Annotated in this window: 21 protein-coding genes; 16 read left to right on the plus strand and 5 right to left on the minus strand. The window is 67.6% G+C overall.

Annotated elements, in window-relative coordinates; all coding sequences use genetic code 11:
- Window positions 1-302: 302 nt before the first annotated feature.
- Both AC3WL7_RS20685 and AC3WL7_RS20690 read right to left on the minus strand, forming a co-directional pair.
- A complete protein-coding gene (locus AC3WL7_RS20685; RefSeq protein WP_200733658.1) occupies window positions 303-2,015 on the minus strand; it encodes a M28 family metallopeptidase in 1,713 nt (570 codons plus the stop codon).
- 84 nt (window positions 2,016-2,099) lie between these two features.
- The gene (locus tag AC3WL7_RS20690) at window positions 2,100-2,762 is read right to left on the minus strand and encodes a DUF4097 family beta strand repeat-containing protein (RefSeq protein ID WP_492752884.1); all 663 of its coding nucleotides are present in this window, start codon (window positions 2,760-2,762) and stop codon (window positions 2,100-2,102) included.
- A 95-nt stretch (window positions 2,763-2,857) separates the two neighbouring features.
- Between AC3WL7_RS20690 and AC3WL7_RS20695 the strand changes: the two genes are divergently transcribed.
- Complete coding sequence (locus AC3WL7_RS20695) at window positions 2,858-4,162, plus strand: murein hydrolase activator EnvC family protein (RefSeq protein WP_492752885.1); 1,305 nt, start codon at window positions 2,858-2,860, stop codon at window positions 4,160-4,162.
- A gap of 108 nt (window positions 4,163-4,270) precedes the next feature.
- A complete protein-coding gene (locus AC3WL7_RS20700; protein ID WP_313143148.1) occupies window positions 4,271-5,740 on the plus strand; it encodes a S41 family peptidase in 1,470 nt (489 codons plus the stop codon).
- 64 nt (window positions 5,741-5,804) lie between these two features.
- On the opposite strand, the gene AC3WL7_RS20705 is transcribed toward AC3WL7_RS20700, so the two are convergent.
- Window positions 5,805-6,497 carry a rhomboid family intramembrane serine protease gene (locus AC3WL7_RS20705; protein ID WP_079225019.1) on the minus strand — a complete coding sequence of 231 codons (693 nt, stop codon included), beginning with the start codon at window positions 6,495-6,497 and terminating at the stop codon, window positions 5,805-5,807.
- Window positions 6,498-6,725: 228 nt separating this feature from the next.
- On the opposite strand from AC3WL7_RS20705, the gene AC3WL7_RS20710 reads away from it, so the two are divergent.
- The 4 genes from AC3WL7_RS20710 to AC3WL7_RS20725 all read left to right on the plus strand — a co-directional run bounded on the left by AC3WL7_RS20710 (window position 6,726) and on the right by AC3WL7_RS20725 (window position 10,495).
- Window positions 6,726-8,153, plus strand: a complete 1,428-nt coding sequence (locus tag AC3WL7_RS20710) for an outer membrane protein transport protein (protein WP_492752887.1) — start codon at window positions 6,726-6,728, stop codon at window positions 8,151-8,153.
- Between the two features lie 78 nt (window positions 8,154-8,231).
- Window positions 8,232-8,732, plus strand: coding sequence for a hypothetical protein (locus tag AC3WL7_RS20715; RefSeq protein ID WP_492752889.1), 501 nt, complete (start codon window positions 8,232-8,234; stop codon window positions 8,730-8,732).
- Between the two features lie 109 nt (window positions 8,733-8,841).
- On the plus strand, window positions 8,842-9,441 hold the full coding sequence (gene pnuC, locus AC3WL7_RS20720) for a nicotinamide riboside transporter PnuC (protein WP_200733651.1): 600 nt from the start codon (window positions 8,842-8,844) through the stop codon (window positions 9,439-9,441).
- On the plus strand, window positions 9,428-10,495 hold the full coding sequence (locus AC3WL7_RS20725; protein WP_492752890.1) for an AAA family ATPase: 1,068 nt from the start codon (window positions 9,428-9,430) through the stop codon (window positions 10,493-10,495). Before pnuC ends, AC3WL7_RS20725 begins: the two co-directional genes overlap by 14 nt.
- A 56-nt stretch (window positions 10,496-10,551) precedes the next feature.
- On the opposite strand, the gene putA is transcribed toward AC3WL7_RS20725, so the two are convergent.
- Window positions 10,552-13,770 carry a bifunctional proline dehydrogenase/L-glutamate gamma-semialdehyde dehydrogenase PutA gene (gene putA, locus AC3WL7_RS20730; RefSeq protein ID WP_492752892.1) on the minus strand — a complete coding sequence of 1,073 codons (3,219 nt, stop codon included), beginning with the start codon at window positions 13,768-13,770 and terminating at the stop codon, window positions 10,552-10,554.
- A gap of 274 nt (window positions 13,771-14,044) precedes the next feature.
- On the opposite strand from putA, the gene AC3WL7_RS20735 reads away from it, so the two are divergent.
- From AC3WL7_RS20735 to AC3WL7_RS20760, 6 genes are read left to right on the plus strand one after another with little or no spacing between them, the layout of a single operon-like run.
- A complete protein-coding gene (locus tag AC3WL7_RS20735; protein WP_492752893.1) occupies window positions 14,045-14,521 on the plus strand; it encodes a DUF2244 domain-containing protein in 477 nt (158 codons plus the stop codon).
- Window positions 14,522-14,532: 11 nt separating this feature from the next.
- Window positions 14,533-15,492: a cytochrome c oxidase subunit II gene (gene coxB, locus AC3WL7_RS20740; protein ID WP_492752894.1), complete on the plus strand. Its 960-nt coding sequence runs from the start codon at window positions 14,533-14,535 to the stop codon at window positions 15,490-15,492.
- Between the two features lie 59 nt (window positions 15,493-15,551).
- Window positions 15,552-17,159: a cytochrome c oxidase subunit I gene (ctaD, locus tag AC3WL7_RS20745; protein ID WP_057497455.1), complete on the plus strand. Its 1,608-nt coding sequence runs from the start codon at window positions 15,552-15,554 to the stop codon at window positions 17,157-17,159.
- 8 nt (window positions 17,160-17,167) lie between these two features.
- Complete coding sequence (locus AC3WL7_RS20750) at window positions 17,168-17,392, plus strand: hypothetical protein (protein WP_492752897.1); 225 nt, start codon at window positions 17,168-17,170, stop codon at window positions 17,390-17,392.
- Entirely contained in the window at window positions 17,389-17,979 is a 591-nt protein-coding gene (locus AC3WL7_RS20755; RefSeq protein WP_079225026.1) for a cytochrome c oxidase assembly protein, read from the plus strand. Before AC3WL7_RS20750 ends, AC3WL7_RS20755 begins: the two co-directional genes overlap by 4 nt.
- A 13-nt stretch (window positions 17,980-17,992) precedes the next feature.
- Window positions 17,993-18,868, plus strand: coding sequence for a cytochrome c oxidase subunit 3 (locus AC3WL7_RS20760; RefSeq protein ID WP_079225028.1), 876 nt, complete (start codon window positions 17,993-17,995; stop codon window positions 18,866-18,868).
- 20 nt (window positions 18,869-18,888) lie between these two features.
- Here the strand turns inward: AC3WL7_RS20760 and AC3WL7_RS20765 are convergent, their stop codons facing one another.
- Complete coding sequence (locus AC3WL7_RS20765) at window positions 18,889-19,107, minus strand: twin transmembrane helix small protein (protein WP_049468560.1); 219 nt, start codon at window positions 19,105-19,107, stop codon at window positions 18,889-18,891.
- Between the two features lie 57 nt (window positions 19,108-19,164).
- On the opposite strand from AC3WL7_RS20765, the gene AC3WL7_RS20770 reads away from it, so the two are divergent.
- The 4 genes from AC3WL7_RS20770 (at window position 19,165) to cyoE (ending at window position 22,617) form a co-directional block, all read left to right on the plus strand.
- Complete coding sequence (locus AC3WL7_RS20770) at window positions 19,165-19,881, plus strand: SURF1 family protein (RefSeq protein WP_492752899.1); 717 nt, start codon at window positions 19,165-19,167, stop codon at window positions 19,879-19,881.
- Window positions 19,882-19,975: 94 nt separating this feature from the next.
- Window positions 19,976-20,545, plus strand: coding sequence for a redox-active disulfide-containing membrane protein (locus tag AC3WL7_RS20775; protein ID WP_108745778.1), 570 nt, complete (start codon window positions 19,976-19,978; stop codon window positions 20,543-20,545).
- Window positions 20,546-20,555: 10 nt separating this feature from the next.
- On the plus strand, window positions 20,556-21,719 hold the full coding sequence (locus AC3WL7_RS20780) for a COX15/CtaA family protein (protein ID WP_492752901.1): 1,164 nt from the start codon (window positions 20,556-20,558) through the stop codon (window positions 21,717-21,719).
- 4 nt (window positions 21,720-21,723) lie between these two features.
- Complete coding sequence (cyoE, locus tag AC3WL7_RS20785; RefSeq protein WP_295518699.1) at window positions 21,724-22,617, plus strand: heme o synthase; 894 nt, start codon at window positions 21,724-21,726, stop codon at window positions 22,615-22,617.
- Window positions 22,618-22,701: the final 84 nt, after the last annotated feature.

Genomic DNA, 22,701 nt, shown 5'->3' on the forward strand with positions numbered 1-22,701 from the left:
AACTCGGAAGTGAAACGCAGCTGCGCCGATGGTAGTGTGGCTCAAGCCATGCGAGAGTAGGTCATCGCCAGGGTTTACACCCAAAACCCCGCTGCTGACGCAGCGGGGTTTTTCTTTGCGCGCGGATAATCACGATGCCGGCGTCGCCGCGCGTTGCGCGGTGCCAACCAAGGTTGGCAGCTACCAACAGCCCCCCGGTAGATCCACGCCATGCGTGGACTGCCCACCCGCCCACAAAAAAAGGCGGCGCCCCGTGGGGCGCCGCCTGGACCTCAAAGCCCATCAGTCGAGCAAGCTCGACTCTACGGGGCCGGAGCCTTGTTCTTCATCATCTCGTCGCGGGCGGCCTTGAAGGGATTGCCTTCATACCAGTTCGGCCAGCGATCACCGCCGGCCAGTTCCTTGCCCACGCCGTACATCAGCTCCAGGTCTTCCACGGTGCCATCCAGCTTCCACGTGGTGGCATCGAACTCATCCTTCGGCCCGTGGTAACGGTTGTTGCCGTAATCGGCAGCCGCCTTGCGGCCCGCTTCGACGCCGCCGTCGCGCAGGTCCTCGCCACCGTCGGCATACAGCGCCGGCACGCCGGCCTTGGCGAAGTTGAAGTGGTCCGAGCGGAAGTAGAAGCCACTCTGCACCGAGGTCTCACCGTGCAGGGTGCGGTCCTGTGCGGCGGCCAGCGGCTTGAGGATGTCCTCCAGCTCCGAGCTGCCGAAGCCGGTCACCGTCACGTCCTTGGCACGGCCGGCCACCGACATCGCATCGATGTTGATCACACCGGCGATCTTGTCCAGCGGGAAGGTCGGGTGGGCTACGTAGTACTTGGAACCCAGCAGGCCGGACTCTTCCAGGGTCACCGCCAGGAACACCACCGAACGCTCCGGCTTGGGATCCTGGTGGGCCATGGCTTCGGCCACTTCGAGGATGCCCGCCACGCCGGTGGCGTTGTCCACGGCGCCGTTGTAGATGTTGTCGCCTTCTTCGCCTTCATGCTTGCCGAGGTGGTCCCAGTGGGCCATGTACAGCACGGCTTCGTCGGCACGCTTGCTGCCCGGCAGCACGCCCACCACGTTGCGCGACTGCTTCTGCGCGATCTGGCTCTTCAGGTCGACGGCGGCCGTGGCCTTCAGCGGCACCGGCTTGAAGCCGCGCTTGCTGGCGTCCTTGTAGGCCTGCGCCAGGTCCAGGCCGGCACCGGCGAACAGCGCCTTGGCTGCCTCCGCGCTCAGCCAGCCCTGCACCGGGATGCGGGTTTCCGGATCATCCTTGGCCGGCAGGTCGTACTGCGGGCCGGCCCAGGAGTTCTTCACCACGTCCCAGCCATAGGACGCACCGGCAGTGTCGTGCACGATCAGCGCGGCGGCAGCACCCTTGCGTGCGGCCTCCTCGAACTTGTAGGTCCAGCGCCCGTAGTAGGTCATGCGCTTGCCGTCGAACAACTTCTCGTCGTCGACGTGGAAGCCCGGGTCATTGACGAACATGACGACCGTCTTGCCCTTCCAGTCCTGGCCGGCGTAATCGTTCCACTTCTGTTCCGGCGCATCGACGCCGTAGCCGACGAACACCAGGTCGCTGGCATCGACCTTCACCTCAGCCTGGCCGGTACGGGTGCCCACCACCATGTCGGTACCGAACTTCAGCTCGGTGGTCTTGCCGCCCTGGGTGATCTTCAGCACGGTCGATTCGTCGGCCGTGGTCTCGGTCATCGGCACGTCCTGGAACCAGCTGTCACCGTTGCCCGGCTGCAGGCCGATGCGCTGCATCTGGTCGCGGATGTAGTTGACCGTCAGCTCTTCGCCCTTGCTGCCCGGGGCGCGGCCTTCGAACTCGTCCGAGGCCAGCGTCTTGACCATCTCGCTGAAGTCGGCGGCGTTGATGCCGGGCGAGAAGGTGTGGGCCGCCGGGGTGGCCGCAGCGTCGGGGCTGGCGGCCGGTGCCGGGGTGGAAGTGTCTTCGCCTTTGCAGGCGCTGAGCGCGGCCGCGGCGGCCAGGCACAGGAGGAGTTTGCGGGGCATCGTCGTTTCCTGGATACACGAGGGATGGCCACGCCGGGCGCGGCCGGTGAAGGGGAACATTCCCCGTACTGCAGCGCCGGGGACTCAGTCCGCCGGCGCGGTATCGGTGTCGAACGGGATCGGCTCGGCACCGGTGATCGGTCCGACGCGCGCGGTGCGGTGCACGTACAGCACCACCTCGCGTTCGAACAGCAGGGCGCCTTCGACCACGGCGTTCGGGCCGATGATCACGCGCGGCTTGCGGCTGGCGGTGAGCGAAACGCTGAAGTTCGGCTTGCGCACGCGCAGGCCACCATCGACCTGCGAGCCGATGCCCACGGTGATGTCGCCGTTGACCGTCTCCACGTCCTGGCGCACGCGGCTGTTGACCAGGCCGATGCCACCGTTGACTGTTTCCACGCCGCCCTCGATCTGGCTGCCGTGGTCGCTGAAGATGCTGCCGTTGACCGTGCTGACATCGCCGCGGGCGATGACCTCACGGCCCAGGCGCACGCTGCCGTTGACCGTCTCGATGCTGCCGGTGTGTGCGCGGTCGGCCACGGTGACGCCGCCGTTGACGGTGTCGATGCTGCCGGTCTCGACGCCATCACCGACGCGGATGCCACCGTTGACGGTGTCCAGCTTGCCGTAGCGCTGGCCCGGATCGGCGCTGATGCTGCCGTTGACCTTGCTGATGTTGTCCTGCGCGCCGAGCGGGCCGGCGACCAGCAGCGCGCCCAACAGCAGCGGAATGGAGAGCGTTTTCATGGGGGACCTCGTTGTTGTGCGGCTGGCAGGCCGCGTGCGTTGATGTCACCATTCCCGGGCACCCCCTGCAACTGCCTGAAGTCACTGGAAAGCCCTTGCGCGACAACGTCTTCCCCTCACGCCGACATCACACCGCCGCTGCCCGCGCCGGGCGTTGCCTGTTGCTGGGGCTGGCCTTGGCCCTGGCGGTTCCCCTGCCGGGCAGCGCGCAGACCGCCTCTACCCGCGAGGCCGAGCGCAAGCTGCAGAAGCTGCGCACCGAACTGAAGGGCGTTGCGCAGGAGCGCCGGCAGATCGAAGGCCAGCGCGGGCAGGCCTCGCGGCAGTTGCGCGATGCGGATGAAAAGGTCGCGCGCAGCGGCCGGGCGCTGGCACAGACCGAAACCGCGCTGCGCGAGCAGAACCAGGCCCTGGCCGAGGCCGAGCAGCGCCGCGCGACCCTGCAGGCCAACCTGGCCCAGCAGAACCGCGAACTGGCCGGGCTGCTGCGTGCGGCCTACCAGCTGGGCAACCATGCCCCGCTCAAGCTGCTGCTGTCGCAGGACACGGTGGCCGATGCCAACCGCGCCCTGGCGTATCACCGTTACCTGCAGCGCGAGCGCGCCCAGCGCATCGCCACCCTCACCGGCGACCTGAAGGAACTGGAGACGCTGCAGGCCCAGATTGCCGAGCGCAGACAGACCCTGCAGGGCGCGCAGCGCGACCAGAAGCAGCAGGCGGCCACGCTGGCCGCCGATCGCCGCGATCGCGCGCAGACCGTGGCCTCGCTGGAAGAACGGTTCAAGGACCGGCGCGAGAAGGAACAGGCGCTCGGCCAGGATGCCAAGGCACTGGAAACGCTGCTGGCCAACCTGCGCGCAGCGGCGGCCCGTGCCGAGGCCGAACGCCGCGCCGCCGCGCGCAAGGCAGCCGCCGAGAAGGCCGCTGCCGAGAAGGCGGCACGCCAGGCCAAGGCCGAAGGCCGCCCGCCGCCGCCGACCAAGGTGCCGCCGGCCGTGGCCTCTGCGCCTGCGCCGAAGGTGGGTGGGCTGGGCTGGCCGCTGTCCGGCAACCTGCTGGCCCGCTATGGCGCCAAGCTGCCCGACGGGCGCACCAGCAGCGGCGTGCTGATCGGCGCGCCGGCCGGCAGCACCGTCACCGCCGTGGCCGATGGCACCGTCGTGTTCTCCGACTGGATGACCGGCTACGGCATGATCCTGATCGTCGACCACGGCAACGGCTACATGAGCCTGTACGCACACAACGACACACTGCTGAAGGATGCCGGCGCGCGGGTCAGCCGTGGCGATGCGGTGGCCAAGGTCGGCAATTCCGGTGGCCAGGGCGTCACCGCGCTGTACTTCGAGCTGCGCCGTGGCGGGCAGCCGGTCAACCCGGACAGCTGGCTGCAGCGGCGCTGAATCGAAGGCACTGCGGGCAGGGCCGGATTCAACGGGAATTTAGCTACGCTTCGCGCATAATCGGGGAATGTGCCTTGGGCACGATGCCACCGTCGACAGGAGTGATCCATGCGCGCAGCCCGTACCGCCACCCTCTTGCTGGCCCTGATGCCAGCGCTGTCCTGGGCGCAGCAGACTGCGCCGGCCGCCACCGATACCTCCGGCCAGGCAGCGAGCAACGAGGAGGCGGTGACCTCGAAGGTGCCGCTGGAAGACATCCGTCGCTTCGTCTCGGTGTACAACGCGGTCCGCGCCGCCTATGTCGATCCGGTCGATGACAACAAGCTTATGCAGTCGGCGGTGCGCGGCCTGCTGCTGGACCTCGATCCGCACAGCACCTACTTCAACAAGGAAGACGCCGAGGCCTTCGACGAACAGGCCAACGGCGCCTACGAAGGCATCGGCGTGGAGCTGCAGCAGCAGCCGGACAACGCCAGCATGAAGGTCATCTCGCCGATCGACGACACGCCGGCGGCCAAGGCCGGCATTCTTGCCGGCGACCTGATCATCGCCATCGACGGCAAGCCGATCAGTGCCATCGATGCCAGCGAACCGCTGCGTGGCCCCGCTGGCAGCAAGGTGGTGCTGACCATCGTGCGCGACGGCAAGCCCAAGCCGTTCGATGTCAGCCTGACCCGCCAGACCATCCGCGTGACCAGCGTGAAGAGCCGCATGCTCGAACCGGGCTACGGCTACATCCGCCTGAGCACCTTCCAGGCCGATACCGGTTCTGATTTCCAGAAGCACGTGCAGCAGCTGCAGAAGCAGGCCGGTGGCCAGCTCAAGGGCCTGGTGCTGGACCTGCGCAGCAATCCCGGTGGCCTGCTGACCGCTGCGGTGCAGGTGGCCGATGACCTGCTCGACAAGGGCAACATCGTCAGCACCCGCGGCCGCATCAGCATCAGCGATGCGCGCTTCGATGCGACCCCGGGCGACCTGCTGAAGGGCGCACCGGTGGTGGTGTTGACCGATGCCGGTTCGGCCAGCGCATCCGAAGTGCTGGCCGGTGCGCTGCGCGACAACAAGCGCGCGCGCGTGGTCGGCAGCCGCACCTTCGGCAAGGGCTCGGTGCAGACCGTGCTGCCGCTGGACAACGGCGATTCGGTCAAGCTGACCACCGCGCGCTATTACACGCCCAGCGGCAAGTCGATCCAGGCCACCGGCATCGTGCCCGACGTGGAGCTGAAGCCGGCGCCGACGCCGGAGGAAGATGCACTGCCGGCCAGCCTGAGCGATTACAGCGAGGCGACCCTGCCGGGCCATCTGCGTGGCGATGATGAAGGCACCGAGGGCTACCGCGCCGGCGCGGTGCTGCCGGGCGATGCCCCGATCAACGATGCCCTGGCCGAACTGAAGAACCCGGGTTCGGTGGCTGCGCGCCTGAAGGCCGAGGCGGCCAAGGCCGATGCGGAGAAGGCGGCGAAGGCAGCGGCGGCAAAGCCGGCGCCGAAGCCTGAGGCGACGCCCGATGCGAAGGCAGAGCCGAAGCCCGAACCGAAGCCTGCGGCCAAGCCGGCCGAAACCCCGGCCAAGCCCTGAGGTAGCGCCGGGCCACGCCCGGCGACGAACTGCAGTCGAGCAAGCTCGACTGCGTTTCAGGTGCTCAGAAGCCGTGGCGCTTGCGCAGCTTGCGGGCGATGGCCGCGCGCACGTACACGCCGTAGAGCAGGCCGAACACGAAGCCGCCGATGTGCGCCCACCAGGCCACCATGCCGAAGCTCGGGCCGATGTGGGCGAACACCACCTGCAGTGCGGCCCAGACGCCGATCAGCAGGTAGGCCGGTGCGCGCACGAATTCCAGGAACAGGCCCAGCGGGATGACCACGCCCAGCCGGGCGGCCGGGAACAGGGCCAGGTAGGCGCCGATCATGGCCGACACCGCGCCGCTGGCGCCGATGATGATCTGGTCCGGGCTGCCCATGGTGTAGATCGCCACCAGGTTGGACACCGCGCCCCCCACCAGGAACAGCAGCATCAGGCGCCAGGGCCCCAGCACCCGTTCGGCGGGCAGGCCGAAGATGAGCAGGAACACCAGGTTGCCCAGCAGGTGTGACCAGTCAGCGTGCAGGAACAGGGCGGTGAACAACCGCAGCACGCTGCCGTCCTGCAGGGTCGCCCACCAGTCCAGCGGGTGGGTCAGGCCGGTGGACAGGGCGCCCCAGTCCAGCCAGAGGCTGTTGCGGGCGTCCCCCGGGCGCGAGATCGACCACAGGAACGCCAGCCACAGTGCCGCAAACAGCACGGGTGTAGCCCAGCGCAGCGTGGCCTTCTTGCGGGACGGGAGAGACACGAACATGGGCGCTAGCCTAGCGTGCCGGGACTATGCGCGGGCGTGGCGCCTGTTCAGTTTTCGCACCGGAATTACGGCCGCTGCTGTTATTGTTTCATTAACGGCTCTGGGTAATACTCGCATACGGCGTCGTATGTCGGGAGGGGAATCCGGCGCGTTCTGGCGGACCTTTGCGGGTCCGGTAGGCGCAGGCGCACTCAGAGCACCATCACCGCTTACCGGAGAGAGAACACGATGCAAACTGCTTCCACCATTGCCCGACTGACCCTGCTGGCCGTCGGCGTTGCCGGTGCGCTGGCCGCCGCCGATGCCAATGCCGCTGCCTTCCAGCTGAAGGAAAACAGCGCCAAGGGCCTGGGCCGTGCGTTCGCCGGCTCCACCTCCGCCGAAGGCGATGCCTCGGTGGTTGCCACCAACCCGGCCTCGATGCGCCTGCTCGACGGCACCCAGTTCCAGGGTGACGTCAGCGCCATCAGCTTCGGCGCCAAGTTCCGTGGCGAAGGCCAGTACGGCAACGGCGCCCCGATTTCCGGCGGCAACGGCGGCGACGCCGGCATGATCGCCCCGGTTCCGGCCGCGTACTTCCACGTGCCGTTCGGCGAAAAGGACAACATGCACTTCGGTGTGTCGCTGTCGGTGCCGTTCGGCTTCAAGACCGAATACGACCGTGACTGGGTGGGCCGCTACAACGGCGTGAAGACCGAACTGCAGGCCGTCGACCTGGGTGCCGCGTTCTCCTACGACGTGAACCCGTACCTGTCCTTCGGTGCGTCGGTGTTCGTCGAGCGCCTGGACGTTGACCTGACCAGCGCCGTCGATGCCGGCACCGCCATCAACGCCAGCGCCCAGCAGCGCGCCTCCGCCGCCGTGCTGGCTGCCGGTGGCACCGCCGCCCAGGCCGCTGCGGCTGCCCGTCAGGCCGCTGCCCAGGCGGCCCAGCTGGGCTTCGCCCCGGGTACCGCCGATGGCTACCTGCGCATCAAGGGCGACGAAGTGTCCGTGGGTTACACCCTGGGCATGACCGTCAGCCCGGTGGAAGGCACCAACATCGCCTTCAGCTACCGCTCGGAAGTGGAACACAAGATCACCGACGGCAAGGCTGACTTCACCATGACCCCGGCGGCGCAGACCTTCCTGGCCAGCGCTGCCCCGGGCACCTTCGTGGACAGCAACGGTCGCGCCACCATCACCCTGCCGGCCAGCGCCACGGTCAGCGTCAGCCACCGCGTGAACGACCAGTGGAAGATCATGGCCGACGTCTCGCGCACCGCGTGGAGCAAGTTCGACCAGGTCACGGTTGACTACGATTCCAACCAGCCCGACAGCGTGCTGCCGTTCCACTACCGCGACACCACCTTCGCGTCGATCGGTACCGAGTACCGTCTGAACGAGCAGCTGACCCTGCGTGGCGGTGTGGCGTACGACCAGACCCCGACCACCGATGCCCACCGCGACGTGCGTGTGCCGGACACCACCCGCAAGTGGCTGTCGCTGGGTCTGACCTGGGCCCCGTCGGAGAAGATGGAGTACAGCGTGGGCTACACCCACCTGTTCACCAAGGACCCGAACATCACCTCGACCTCGGCCACCGGCAACACCGTGACCGGCAAGTACAAGGTGACCGGCGACGTGCTGGCCGCTTCGATGCAGTACAAGTTCTGATCCAGGCCGCGGCCTGAAGCAGCACGAGGGAGCCCCGCGCAAGCGGGGCTTTCTTTTTGTGGGAGGAGCCATCCACGCATGGCATGGATCTACCGCACAGGCACAATCACGGTGGATGGATTCCTGCTGGAGGCAACGATGGCGCTCACGCGCAAGGGCAAGTACTGGTACGGCGACGAGGACGGCGACATCGCCGCGGTGATCGGCAACTACAGCAGGGCGGCGGGCTACCCGGCCACGTTGTTCCGCGCGGCGCTGTGCAGCTGTGGTTCGGCCCGCTTCCATCTGTTTGACGACGAGGTGGAAGGGGTTGCTCGCCGCGACTGCGTGGCGTGCGGGGAATCGCACCTGATGTTCGACAGCGCAGAGTACCTGGCGGACGCCAATCTGGATGAGCACGTCTGCATGTGCGACAACGCGGCGTTGTCGATCCACTGCGGCGTGGCGCTGTATGAGGGGACGCAGGACGTCCACTGGCTCTATATCGGTTGCCGCTGCGCCGAGTGCGGGATGGTGGGCGTGTATGCGGATTGGAAATGCGAGGGTGGGGCGGTGGAAGCCTTCATGGCCCGCGTGTAAGGCCCATCCACGCATGGCGTGGATCTACATGCAGCATTTACGCAGGGCGTGCACGGAACGGGTACCTGTGCCATCCACGTTCGGCGCGCGGATCAACGACAATGGCGCCATGAACCTGACCGATCCGAACTTCCAGCTGGAGCTGGCTGCCAACATTGCCGTCGCCGGCTCGATCCTGCTGGCCGGGCGCAACAACGTGCACACGTGGTGGATGGGCATCGTCGGCTGCGCCTTGTTCGCGGCGGTGTTCGAGCGTTCGCACCTGTATGCGGACATGGTGCTGCAGTTCTTCTTCATCGCCATCAGCGTGCTGGGCTGGTGGCAGTGGCTGCGCGGCGACCACGGCGCGCCCCTGCCGATCACCCCGGTGCGCCCGCGGGCGTGGGCCTGGCTGCTGCCACTGGCGGTGGTGGCCACCGTTGCCTACGGCTGGATGCTGACCCGCCTCACCCATGCCTACGCGCCCTACATCGATTCGGCGGTGCTGGTGCTGAGCGTGATCGCGCAGATCCTGATGATGCGGCGCAAGCTGGAATCGTGGTGGGTGTGGCTGCTGGTCAACACCATCGCCGTGCCGCTGTACTACAGCCGCGGCCTGCACCTGACCTCGATCCTCTACATCGGCTTCTGGATCAATGCGCTGGTGGCGCTGCGCCATTGGCGCAACCTGATGCGTGCCGAGGCCAGGGCGGCCGATGCCGCTGCCTGAGCGCGTCGAGCGGGGGCTGGTGGTGGGCAAGTTCTGCCCGCTGCACCGCGGCCACGAACGCCTGATCGACTTTGCGGCCTCCCGCTGCCGGACCTTGCTGGTGATCAGCTGGTCGCAGCCCGGCTTTGCCGGCTACAGCGCTGCGCGCCGCGAGCGCTGGCTGCGTGCGCGCTTCCCGCAGGCGACGGTTGCGGTGCTGGACGATGCACGCCTGGCGGCGCTCTGCGAACAGCACGGTCTGCCACCGCGCGTGCTGCCACGGGACGATGACAGCGAGCAGGCGCAGCGCGATTTCACCGCCTGGCTGTGCCTGCACCTGTTGGGTGGGCCGGTGCAGGCGGTGTTCACCGGCGAGGACTACGGCGATGGCTTCGCGGCTGCGCTGGCCGGGCATTTCAACGCACCCGTGCAGCACCAGCGGCTGGAGCGCAGCGTCGATGTCGGCCAGGCCAGTGGCACCCAGCTGCGCGCCGATCCGCATGCACACCGGCAGAGTCTTTCAGCGGAGGTGTACGCGGCCTACGTGCAGCGCGTGGCGTTCATCGGCGGCGAGTCCACCGGCAAGACCACGCTGGCGCGCGTGCTGGCCGAACGCATGGGTACGCAGTGGGTGCCCGAGTACGGTCGCACGCTGTGGGAAGCGCAGGGCGGTGAGCTGCAGGCGCAGGATCTGCTGCGCATTGCCGAGGAGCAGCCCCGGCGTGAGGAGGCAGCCGCGCTGGCGGCGCAGCGCTGGCTGTTCTGCGATACCACGCCGCTGGTGACCTTGGGCTACAGCGGCTGGATGTTCGGCACGGCCCCGCAGGCGCTGCTGCAGGCGGCGCTGCGGCGCTACGACCTGCTGTTCCTGTGTGCGCCGGACATTGCGTTCGACCAGGATGGCACGCGGGTGGGCGAGTCGTTCCGTGCGCAGCAGCATGCGTGGTACGTGCGCGAACTGCAGGCGCGGGGTGTCGCGTACATGCTGCTGGAAGGCGATCTGGAAACGCGCATCGCGCGGGTGCAGGACGCGCTGGCCGAGCGTGCGGACAACCGGTTCAGCGTGGTGGCGTGATGGCACAAAAAACCCCGCTTTCGCGGGGTTTTTCGTTCACCGCATGACGCAGGCGATCAGTCGCCCAGGGTCAGCAGCGAGGCGTTGCCACCGGCAGCGGTGGTGTTCACCGTCACCGTCTTTTCAGTGGCGAAGCGCAGCAGGTAGTGCGGACCGCCGGCCTTCGGGCCGGTGCCGGACAGGCCCTGGCCGCCGAACGGCTGCACGCCGACCACCGCACCGATCTGGTTGCGGTTGACGTAGACGTTGCCGACGTGGACGCCGTTGCTGATGCGGTCGACGGTCTCGTCGATGCGCGAATGCACGCCCAGGGTCAGGCCGTAGCCGGTGGCATTGATCTGGTCGATCACCGCATCCAGCTGGTCGCCCTTCCAGCGGATGACGTGCAGCACCGGGCCGAACACTTCCTTCTGCAGCTGGCCCAGGTCCTTCAGCTCATACGCACGCGGTGCGAAGAAGGTGCCGTTGGCCGCTTCGGCCGACAGCTCGGCAGCAGCGATCAGGCGCGCTTCGCGGTCCATGCGCTCGGCGTGGTCCTGCAGGATCTTCAGCGCATCGGCGTCGATCACCGGACCGACGTCGGTGGACAGCAGGCCGGGGTTGCCGACCTTCAGTTCCTTCATCGCACCAGCCAGCATGGTCATCACCTTGTCGGCGATGTCGTCCTGCACGAACAGCACGCGCGCGGCCGAGCAGCGCTGGCCGGCGGAGGTGAAGGCCGAACCGATCGCGTCCTTGACCAGCTGTTCCGGCAGCGCCGAGGAGTCGGCGATGAAGGCATTCTGGCCGCCGGTCTCGGCGATCAGCACGCCGATGGCGGCGTCACGTGCGGCCATCGCGCGGTTGATCGCACGGGCGGTGTCGGTGGAACCGGTGAAGGCCACGCCGGCCACGCGCGGGTCGGCGGTCAGCGCGGCACCGACGGTGGCGCCGTCGCCCGGCAGGAACTGCACCACTTCAGCCGGCACGCCGGCGTCGTGCAGCAGCTTCACCGCGTAGTAGCCGATCAGGTTGGTCTGTTCGGCCGGCTTGGCGATGACGCTGTTGCCGGCGGCCAGTGCGGCAGCCACCTGGCCCAGGAAGATCGCCAGCGGGAAGTTCCACGGGCTGATGCAGACGAACACGCCGCGGCCGTGCAGCTGCAGTTCGTTGGATTCACCGGTCGGGCTGGGCAGCTTCTCGGCGTGGCTGAACTGCTCGCGCGCCTGCTTGGCGTAGTAGCGCAGGAAATCCACGGCTTCGCGCACTTCGGCGATGCTGTCGGGCAGGCTCTTGCCGGCTTCCTTCACGCACAGCGCCATGAATTCCGGCATGCGCGCTTCCAGCTGGTCGGCGGCGTGCTCGAGGATGGCGGCGCGGCTGGCGGCCGGGGTGCGGTTCCAGGCCGGCTGCGCGGCCACGGCATTGGCCAGGGCCTTCTGCACGGTGGCGGCATCGGCGGCCAGCCACTGGCCGACCACCTCGCGGGTGTCGGCCGGGTTGGTCACCGGCAGCGCAGCGTCGGCCGGGTTGGCACCCGGTACCAGCGGAGCGGCCTGCCAAGGTTTCACAGCCGCGTTGATCTGCTCGGCCAGGGCGCGCAGTTCGTTGTCGTTGGCGAGGTTGGCGCCCATGGAGTTCTTCCTGTCGTGGTTCTGGCTGCACAGCAGGTCAACCGGCAGCGGGATCTTCGGGTGGGGGATCGAGGCGAACGAGGCGACCATCTCGACCGGATCGCGGATCAGGTCGGCGATCGGCACGCGTTCGTCGGTGATGCGGTTGACGAAGCTGGAGTTGGCGCCGTTTTCCAGCAGGCGGCGCACCAGGTACGGCAGCAGGTCTTCATGCGAACCGACCGGCGCATACACGCGGCACGGCAGGCCCAGGCGGTCGGCCGGCACCACTTCGGCGTACAGGTCGTCGCCCATGCCGTGCAGCTTCTGGTGCTCGTACACGCCGCCGTTGGCGATGCTGCGCACCGCTGCGATGGTGTGCGCGTTGTGCGTGGCGAACATCGGGTAGATCGCGTCGGCATGGGTGAACAGGCGCTTGGCGCACGCCAGGTAGGACACGTCGGTGTTCTGCTTGCGGGTGAACACCGGGTAGCCCGGGTAGCCTTCGATCTGCGCGCGCTTGATCTCGGCATCCCAGTAGGCGCCCTTGACCAGGCGCACCTGCAGGCGGCGACCAGCGCGGCGCGCCATGTCGGCCAGGTGGTCGATCGTGTACGGGGTGCGCTTCTGGTAGGCCTGCACGACCACGCCGAAGCCATCCCAGCCCGCCAGCGAGGCATCGCCGAACACCTGTTCGATGATGTCCAGCGACAGTTCCAGGCGGTCGGACTCTTCGGCGTCGACGGTGCAGCCGATGCCGTAGCTCTTGGCCAGCTGTGCCAGTTCCAGCACGCCCGGCACCAGGTCGGTCAGCACGCGCTCGCGCTTGGCGTGCTCGTAGCGCGGGTACAGCGCCGACAGCTTGATGGAGATGCCCGGGGCGTTGTTGACGTCGCCGTCGGGACGGCCGCCGCGTGCCTTGTGATCGCCGCCGATGGCGTGGATCGCACGGCGGTAGTCTTCCAGGTAGCGCAGCGCGTCCTTCATGGTCAGCGCGCCTTCGCCCAGCATGTCGAACGAGTAGCGGTAGCTGGCGTTGTCGCCCTTGTGCGAGCGCGACAGCGCTTCGCTGATGGTGCGGCCCATGACGAACTGGTGGCCCATGATCTTCATGGCCTGGCGCACGGCCAGGCGCACCACCGGCTCACCGACGCGGCCGACCAGGCGCTTGAAGGCGCTGGGGGCGTCGGCGCGGGTGGCGTCGTTCATCTGCACCAGCTTGCCGGTCAGCATCAGGCCCCAGGTGGAGGCGTTGACCAGCACCGAGTCGCTGCCGCCGAGGTGCTTTTCCCAGTCGGCGTCGGCCAGCTTGTCGCGGATCAGCTTGTCGGCGGTGTCCTGGTCCGGAATGCGCAGCAGCGCCTCGGCCACGCACATCAGCAGCACGCCTTCCTCGCTGCCCAGGTCGTACTGGCGCATGAAGGCTTCAATCGCCCCCTGGTCCTTGGCGCGCACGCGCACCCGGCCGACCAGGTCGGCGGCCAGCGCCTGCACGCGGGCCTGCTCCTCGGCGGGCAGCCGGGCCTGCGCCAGCAGCTCGCGCACGTGGCTGGCCTCGTCCTTCAACCAGGCATCGGTGATGGCCTGGCGGAACGGGTTGGGGGACGCCGGCAGTTCCGGCGACAGCAGCGCGCCCGGACGCGGGGCGTCGTGGGCGGCAGGGGAGGAGGAGGGTGCGTTCATGCCGATCCGGCCTATGGAAAACTTGGCGATTTTAATCATTTTTGCGCCCTGCGGAAGTGCCCCGCAGACACCTTTGTAGAGGGCTGATAGCCCCTAGCGGTGGTGGATTCAGCGTGTTCAGCAAGCTCGACAGTATTTGTGCTGAATTCGTCATTCGCACCGCCGGGGTCATGCTGTATTGCAACATGGGAAAAAGTGTGAATGGACCCTTGCTACCGGTGAGAGGGCGGGGCTACCATCGAGACGTTTCCCGCGGCAGGAACGCGGTTGCGACATGATCGAGGTGCTTCTAGCTCCGGATGGGTCAGGTACGCAGCTGCGGCTGCGTCCCCCACGGGCGCTCGATGCCCGGCAGTTCATCCTGTTGTTTGCCGTGTTGTCGGGTGCGATGTGGCTGGTCTCCGCCCTCGGGTGGTTGGCCGGCAATGCATTCGCCCCCCTGTTCGCGCTGCTGTACAGCCTGTTGCTGGCAGCCGCCTTGCGCGCCTTGTGGCGCAGCGGTGAACGGCAGGAGGAGATCCGAGTCGTGCCGGCGTGCGTGGAGGTCATCCCCGTACCTGGTGGATCGCCGGTGTTCCGGGCCCACCCCCATTGGGTGCGCCTGCTCACCGACGACGAGAGGGTCCGGCTGGCATCCAGCGGACGGCAGGTGGAGGTGGGGAGTTTCCTCGCGCCGGCCGAACGCCAGACGCTCGCTGAAATGCTTGAAGGCTTGCTCGCCGCCAGCGATGGCGGCAACCGACGACGCTAAGGGTCTAGGCAATGAAGCAAAGCAGCAGGTGGGGCACGAAGTGCGTTGCAACGGTCGCCAGCCTGGTGGCCGGGGGACTGGTTCCGGCATGGGCATGGGCGCAGGCCGCCGATCCCAAGCCGTGGCAGCTGAACATGGGCAAGGGAGTGACCCAGACCTCACGCCTGGCCTGGGAGTCGAACAACCTGTCGTTGATCATCTGCACGGTGATCGGCGTCATCGTGTTCGGGGCGATGGCCTACGCCATCTTCAAGTTCCGCAAATCCAAGGGCGCGGTGGCCGCCACCTTCAGCCACAACACCAAGGCCGAGGTGATCTGGACGGTGATCCCGGTGATCATCCTGATCGTGATGGCGTGGCCGGCCACGGCCAACCTGATCAAGATGTACGACACCCGCGATGCCGAGATGACGGTGAAGGTCACCGGCTACCAGTGGATGTGGAAGTACGAATACCTCGGCGAGAACGTCACCTTCACCAGCCGCCTGGACCGCGAGTCCGACCGCGTGCGGCAGAGTGGCGTGGTGCCCACCCGAGAAAGCCACCCGCATTACCTGCTGGACGTGGACAACCGCCTGGTGCTGCCGGTGGACACCAAGGTGCGCTTCGTCATCACTTCTGATGACGTGATCCATGCCTGGTGGGTACCGGCGCTGGGCTGGAAGCAGGACGCCATCCCCGGCTTCATCAACGAGGCCTGGACCAGCATCGAGCAGCCCGGCGTGTACCGCGGGCAGTGCGCCGAACTGTGCGGCAAGGACCATGGCTTCATGCCGATCGTGGTCGAGGCGGTGTCGAAGGAAGACTTCAAGCAGTGGCTGGCGCAGCGCAAGCCGGCACCGGCTGCGCCTGCCACGCCTGCGGCACCGGCCGAACCGGCGGCACCGGCAGGCGAGGCGCCGGCAGCGCCGGCCGCACCGGCGGCGGCCGAAGCCGGCGATACCCCTGCCACCGCAGCCAGCGGCGCGTGATGTAAAGCCCGCGGCCGTTCGCGGCCGTGGCGACAACCGATTCTGAGAGGTGTTTTGCGATGGCGCACTCGGCAGTTGGGCACGACGATCACCACCACCACCAGAGCTTCTTCGAGCGTTGGTTCTTCTCGACCAACCACAAGGACATCGGCACGCTGTACCTGGGCTTCAGCTTCATCATGTTCATCATCGGTGCGGCGATGAGCGTGGTGATCCGGGCCGAACTGGCGCAGCCGGGCCTGCAGTTCGTCAAGCCCGAGTTCTTCAACCAGATGACCACCGTGCATGCGCTGGTGATGATCTTCGGCGGCGTGATGCCGGCCTTCGTCGGCCTGGCCAACTGGATGATCCCGCTGCAGATCGGCGCGCCGGACATGGCCCTGCCGCGCATGAACAACTGGTCGTTCTGGCTGCTGCCGGTGGCCTTCAGCCTGCTGCTGCTGACCCTGTTCCTGCCCGGTGGTGCGCCGGCCGGTGGCTGGACGCTGTACCCGCCGCTGTCGCTGCAGGGCGGCTACAACGTGGCCTTCAGCGTGTTCGCCATCCACGTCGCGGGCATCAGCTCGATCATGGGCGCGATCAACATCATCGCCACCGTGCTCAACATGCGCGCGCCGGGCATCGACCTGCTGAAGATGCCGATTTTCTGCTGGGCCTGGCTGATCACCGCCTTCCTGCTGATCGCGGTGATGCCGGTGCTGGCCGGCGCGGTGACCATGCTGCTGACCGACAAGTTCTTCGGCACCAGCTTCTTCAACGCCGCCGGTGGCGGTGACCCGGTGATGTACCAGCACATCTTCTGGTTCTTCGGCCATCCCGAGGTCTACATCATGATCCTGCCCGCCTTCGGCGTGGTCAGCGAGATCATCCCGACCTTCAGCCGCAAGCCGCTGTTCGGCTACCAGGCAATGGTGTACGCCACCGCCGCGATCGCCTTCCTGTCGTTCATCGTCTGGGCCCACCACATGTTCACCGTGGGCATGCCGCTGGGCGGCGAGATCTACTTCATGTTCGCCACCATGCTGATCTCGATCCCGACCGGCGTGAAGGTGTTCAACTGGGTCAGCACCATGTGGCGTGGCTCGCTGACGTTCGAGGCGCCGATGCTGTGGTCGGTGGCCTTCGTCATCCTGTTCACCATCGGTGGCTTCTCCGGCCTGATGCTGGCGATCGTGGCCGCCGACTTCCAGTACCACGACACCTACTTCGTGGTCGCCCACTTCCACTACGTGCTGGTGACCGGCGCGGTGTTCGCGCTGATCGCCGCGGTGTACTACTGGTGGCCGAAGTGGACCGGGCGCATGTACAGCGAGAAGTGGGCCAAGGTGCACTTCTGGTGGTCGATCGTGTTCGTCAACCTGCTGTTCTTCCCGCAGCACTTCCTCGGCCTGGCCGGCATGCCGCGCCGAATCCCCGATTACAGCGTGGCCTTCGCCGACTGGAACCTGATCAGCTCGATCGGTGCGTTCGGCATGTTCGCCACGCCGTTCATGATGGCCGCGATCCTGCTGTCCTCGCTGCGCAATGGCGAGAAAGCCGAGGCCCGTTCGTGGGAAGGTGCGCGCGGCCTGGAGTGGACGCTGCCGTCGCCGGCGCCGGCGCATACCTTCACCACGCCGCCGACCATCCGCCCGGGGGATCTGGCCCATGACGACATCACGCATTGAGGTGGGGCATGCATAACGAGAGCCCGCTTCCGATCGGTAGGGTCGACTGTCAGTCGACTCGCGAAGAGCAGCCGACCGGTAGAGTCGACCGTTGGTCGACTGGCGAGATGCAGCCGACCAACGGTCGGCTCTACCAGCAACGCCAGCGCGCCAGGCGCACCGCCCTGTGGGTCGGTGCCATCGCGGTGCTGGTCTACGTCGGCTTCATCCTCAGCGGGGTGATCGGCCGATGAGCGAGGCGCCGGCCACCGCTCCGTCCCGCAGTGCCGGGCTGCCGCGCCTGATCGGCGTGGCGGTGGCGGTGTTCCTGCTGACGTTCTCGCTGGTGCCGCTGTACCGCATCGCCTGCGAGAAGGTCTTCGGCGTGCGCCTGGAGCGCGGCCCCGGCAGCGAGGCCAGCACCGGCGCTGCGGCCGGCAAGCGCACCGTGCGCGTGGAGTTCGATGGCGGCGTCAATTCGCGGCTGCCGTGGTCGTTCCATCCCGAGCAGCTGACCATGGACGTGGTGCCGGGCGAACTCAACGAAGCGCTGTACTTCGCCCGCAACGACAGCGCCAACGCCGTGGTCGGCAGCGCGGTGCCTTCAGTGGCACCGGCGCGCGCGTCGGGCTTCTTCAGCAAGACCGAATGCTTCTGTTTCACCGCGCAGACGCTGCAGGCCGGCGAGAAGCGCGACATGCCCGTGCGCTTCATCGTCGATCCGGACCTGCCGCCGGAAATCAGGACGATCACCTTGTCCTACACCTTCTACCGCAACGACGCGCTGTCCGACCGGCTGGCACCTGCCGCCACCTCGGAAGGCGCGCACGCCGCTCCCTGACCCGGATACCGACATGGCCCAGACACCGACCGACGCCAACGTGTACTTCGTCCCGGCCCAGAGCCGGTGGCCGTTCGTGGGCTCCATCGCGATGATGGTGACCATGGTCGGCGTGGCCAGCTGGCTCAACGATGCCAGCTGGGGGCGCTGGACCTTCTACATCGGCATCGCGATGCTGGTGCTGACCCTGTTCTGGTGGTTCAGCGACGTGGTGCGCGAATCGCAGGCCGGCCACTACAACCGCCAGGTCGACGGCTCGTTCCGGATGGGCATGGTCTGGTTCATCTTCTCCGAAGTGATGTTCTTCGGGGCCTTCTTCGGCGCGCTGTTCTACACGCGCAACCTGGGCCTGTCCTGGCTCAGCGGCGAAGGCCGCGGGGTGATGACCAACGAGCTGCTGTGGCAGGGCTATTCCGCAGGCTGGCCGACCAACGGGCCGGCCGCCATCGGCGGTGCGTTCCAGACCATCCCGGCCTGGGGCCTGCCGCTGATCAACACGCTGATCCTGCTGACCTCCGGCGTGACCCTGACCATCGCCCACCATGCGTTGAAGGCCGGCAACCGCCGCCAGCTGCTGGTCTGGCTGGGCGTGACCGTGCTGCTCGGCCTGGGCTTCCTCACCCTGCAGGCGGAGGAGTACATCCACGCCTACAAGGAGCTGAACCTGACCCTGGGTTCGGGCATCTACGGTTCGACGTTCTTCATGCTGACCGGCTTCCACGGCGCGCACGTGCTGCTGGGCACGATCATGCTGATCGTGATGTGGCTGCGCTCGGCCAAGGGCCATTTCACCCGCGACAACCACTTCGCGTTCGAAGCCGCCGCGTGGTACTGGCACTTCGTCGACGTGGTGTGGCTGATGCTCTTCATGTTCGTCTACGTGCTTTGACCGCGCGGGCGACGGCGGCCTCAGCCGCCGATGCCGTGCGGCTTGATCCAGCCCATGTAGATGCACACGATCACCAGTACGATCAGGGCCACCGACACCCCGATGCGGCGTGTCAGTGCGTTGACCGTGCGCTTGGTCTGGCCGCGGTCGACCAGCAGGTAATACAGGCCGGCGCCCAGATTCCAGACGATGACGATCAGAAACGCGATTACCAGCAGGGTCTTCAGCGAATCACTCATGCGCGGCTCGAGGGCAGGATGGATGCGCCTATCTGACCGCGTTTGCGCGGACTTGTCATGATGCGCCAGCACACGCGCGTGATCGGCTGGTTGCTGGCGGTGCTGGCGATGGCCGCGTTCACCGCATTGGGGTTCTGGCAGCTGCAGCGCATGCACGCCAAGCAGGCGATGCTGGATGCGCAGGGGCCGGCGGTGGCGCAGGCGCTGCCACTGGCGCAGGCCCTGGCCGCGCCCGGTGCGCTGCATGGCGTGGCCGACCATGGCCGCTTCCTGCCCGGGGTGGTGCTGCTGGACAACCAGATGCGCCACGGCCGTGCCGGGGTGAAGATCTATCGGCCCTTCCAGAGTGACGGCGGCAGCGTGCTGCTGGTCGACCTCGGCTGGCGCGCGCTGCCGCCGGATCGCACGTTGCCGCAGCTGCCGGCGCCGCCTTCGCCGGTGGCGGTACGCGGGCTGCTGGCGCCGCCGCCCGCGGCCGGCCTGGCGTTGGGGTCGGCGCTGTCGCCCACCGGCGAGGCCGGGCGCTGGCTGGCCAGCCGCCTGCCGGCCGACGGCCTGGCCCGCGCGCTGGGGCTGGCCGCGCTGCCTGACCGGGTGCTGCGACTGGACCCGGCCCTGCCGTTTGGCGATGAGCGCGACCTCGATCTGCTGCCGAACACGCTGCCGCCACAGCGCCACCTGGGCTATGCCGTGCAGTGGTTCGGCCTGGCCCTGACCGTGCTGGTGGTGGCCCTGGTGCTGGAGCGCCGCAGGAAGCGCCCCATGGCCCGGTAGTGCCGGCCGCTGGCCGGCATCCCCCGGTTTCCTGCTGCCGGCCAACGGCCGGCACTACCGGCATCCCTTTCCCAACCGTGAGAAAATGCCCCGCATGAACACTGCTACGTCCCCGCAGGCGCGCGGTTCCGGCCGCCGGACCCTGGTGCTGCTGTTCGCCGTGTTCTTCGGGGCGATGGCGCTGGCCGCCGTGCTGCGCTTCACCGGCTGGCAGCCGACCGCGCACCGCAATGCCGGCCAGCTGCTGGAGCCGCCGGTGGACCTGCGCCAGCAGCCGCCGACCCTGGCCAACGGCCAGGCCTACCCGTGGAACCCCGAAGCGCGGACCTGGCGCCTGCTGGTAGCCCCTGCCGGCGCCTGTGACGCGCAGTGCGTCACTTTGTCGCAGGGACTGGGCAAGGTGTGGCAGCTGTTCGGCCATAACGCCGATAATGTCGAGATCCTGTGGCTGGGAACGCCACCGGCGTCGATCGCCTCGCTGCCCGCGCTGCGGCCGCTGGCCCCGTCGCCAGCCCTGCGCGCGGCCCTGCCGGGCGTCGATGATCCGGCGGGACTGCCGGTCTACGTGATCGATCCGAACGGCTTCGTGATCATGCGCCATGCCCCCGGTTCCGACCTGGGTGGCCTGCGCAAGGACATGGCCACGTTGCTGAAACTGAAGTGAGTCCTGTTTGATGAGCCTTTCCGCGCGCCCGGCGCTGCATCGCAACTTCCACCGCCTGGCGTGGTTCGCCATGATCATGACCGCCAGCACGATCATGTTCGGTGCCTTCGTCCGCCTGTCCGATGCCGGCCTGAGCTGCCCGGACTGGCCGACCTGCTATGGCCAGGCCACCTGGCCGCAGCACGTGGAAGAAACCATCGGCCACCCCGCCGCCGAGATCCGCCCGCTGGAAACCCACAAGGCCTGGCGCGAGCAGGTACACCGCTTCCTGGCCGGCGCGCTGGGCATCGAGATCCTCACCCTGGCCCTGCTGGCCACCCGCAAGCGGCGCTTCGGAAGCACGGCGGTGGTGACCGCCTGCGTACTGGTGGCCGCCGGCATACCGCTGTACATGATGGGCTGGCACGGCACGGCCAGCGCCCTGGCCCTGGTGGGCGAGGCGATCCTGCTGCTGGCAGCACTGCGCTGGAGCAACATCGACCTGGCGCGTGCGGCCCTGCTGACGCTGGCCGTGGTGATCTTCCAGGCGCTGCTGGGCATGTGGACCGTGACCCTGCTGCTGAAACCCATCGTCGTGATGGGCCACCTGCTGGGCGGCATGCTGATGTTCGCGCTGCTGGTGTGGATGGCCTGGCGTGCGACCCACCTGCCGATCACCCTGGCCGAAGCGCCCAAGCTGAAGTGGCTGCTGCGCATCGGCGTGGCAGTGCTGGTCACCCAGATCGCTCTCGGTGGCTGGGTCAGCGCCAACTATGCGGCGCTGGCCTGCGGCGGCGGCAGCGCTTCACTGGATAATTTCCCGCGCTGTGCCAACCAGTGGTGGCCGCAGCACAACTTCGCCGAAGGCTTCACCCTGTGGCGCGGCATCGGCGTGGATTACGAAGGCGGCGTGCTGGATGGCGCCTCGCGCATCGCCATCCAGATGGCGCACCGCCTGTTTGCGATCGTGGTGGCGGCCTACCTGTTGTGGCTGGGCCTGCGCCTGTTCCGCGTGCCCAGCATGCGTGGCTGGGCCAGCGCGCTGGTGGCGCTGCTGGTGCTGCAGATCACCCTGGGCATCCTCAACGTGAAGCTGGCCCTGCCGCTGGAAGTGGCCGTGGCCCACAACGGCGTGGCCGTCGCCCTGTTGTTCGTACTGGTCAGCCTGCTGGCCCGCCTGCGTGCCCCGGACTGATTCCATGTTTTCCAATTACCGCCAGTACTGGGACCTGACCAAACCCAAGGTCGTGGCCCTGATCGTCTTCACCGCCCTGGTCGGCATGGTCCTGGCCATTCCGGGCGTGCCCAGCTGGGAACAGGTGCGCGCCGGTGCGCTCGGCTTCCTCGGCATCTGGCTGGCCGCTTCGGCTGCCGCCGCCATCAACCAGCTGCTGGATGCGCACATCGATGCGCAGATGGCACGCACCTCGTGGCGCCCGCTGGTGGTGGGCAAGGTCAAGCCGTGGCAGGTGCTGGTGTTTGCCGGCGTGCTGATCGTGCTGTCGATGGCGATCCTGCTGCTGTGGGTGAACTGGATCACCGCGGTGCTGACCTTCGCCTCGCTGATCGGCTATGCGGTGATCTACACCGTGTACCTGAAGCGCGCGACCTCGCAGAACATCGTCATCGGCGGCCTGGCCGGCGCGATGCCGCCGATGCTGGGCTGGGCGGCGATCACCGGCATGCAGGGTTCGTCCGACTGGGCGTACTCGTCGCTGCTGGTGCTGATCATCTTCATCTGGACCCCGCCGCACTTCTGGGCGCTGGCGATCTTCCGCCGCGAGGACTACGCCAAGGCGAAGATCCCGATGCTGCCGGTCACCCATGGCGTGGTGCACACGCGCAAGCAGATCATGGTGTATTCGGTGGTGCTGGCGCTGGTGTGCGTGGTGCCGTACCTGGTGGGCATGAGCGGCCCGTTCTACCTGGGCGGCGCAATCGTGCTCAATGCCGTGTTCCTCTGGTACGCCTGGCGCATGCTGAACCCGCCGGACGAGCTGTTCTCGATGAAGATGTTCCACTACTCCATCGTGTACCTGATGGCGCTGTTCGCGTTCCTGCTGGTGGACCACTGGATCCTGCCCTGGTTGTGATGCGCCACCTGTAGAGCCGAGATCCTATGTTCGTGGTCAAGCCTGCTGGAAGCAGGCTTGACCCACTTTCAACATGGCTGGGTC

The sequence above is a fragment of the Stenotrophomonas sp. FW305-3-2-15-E-LB1 genome (assembly GCF_058787375.1).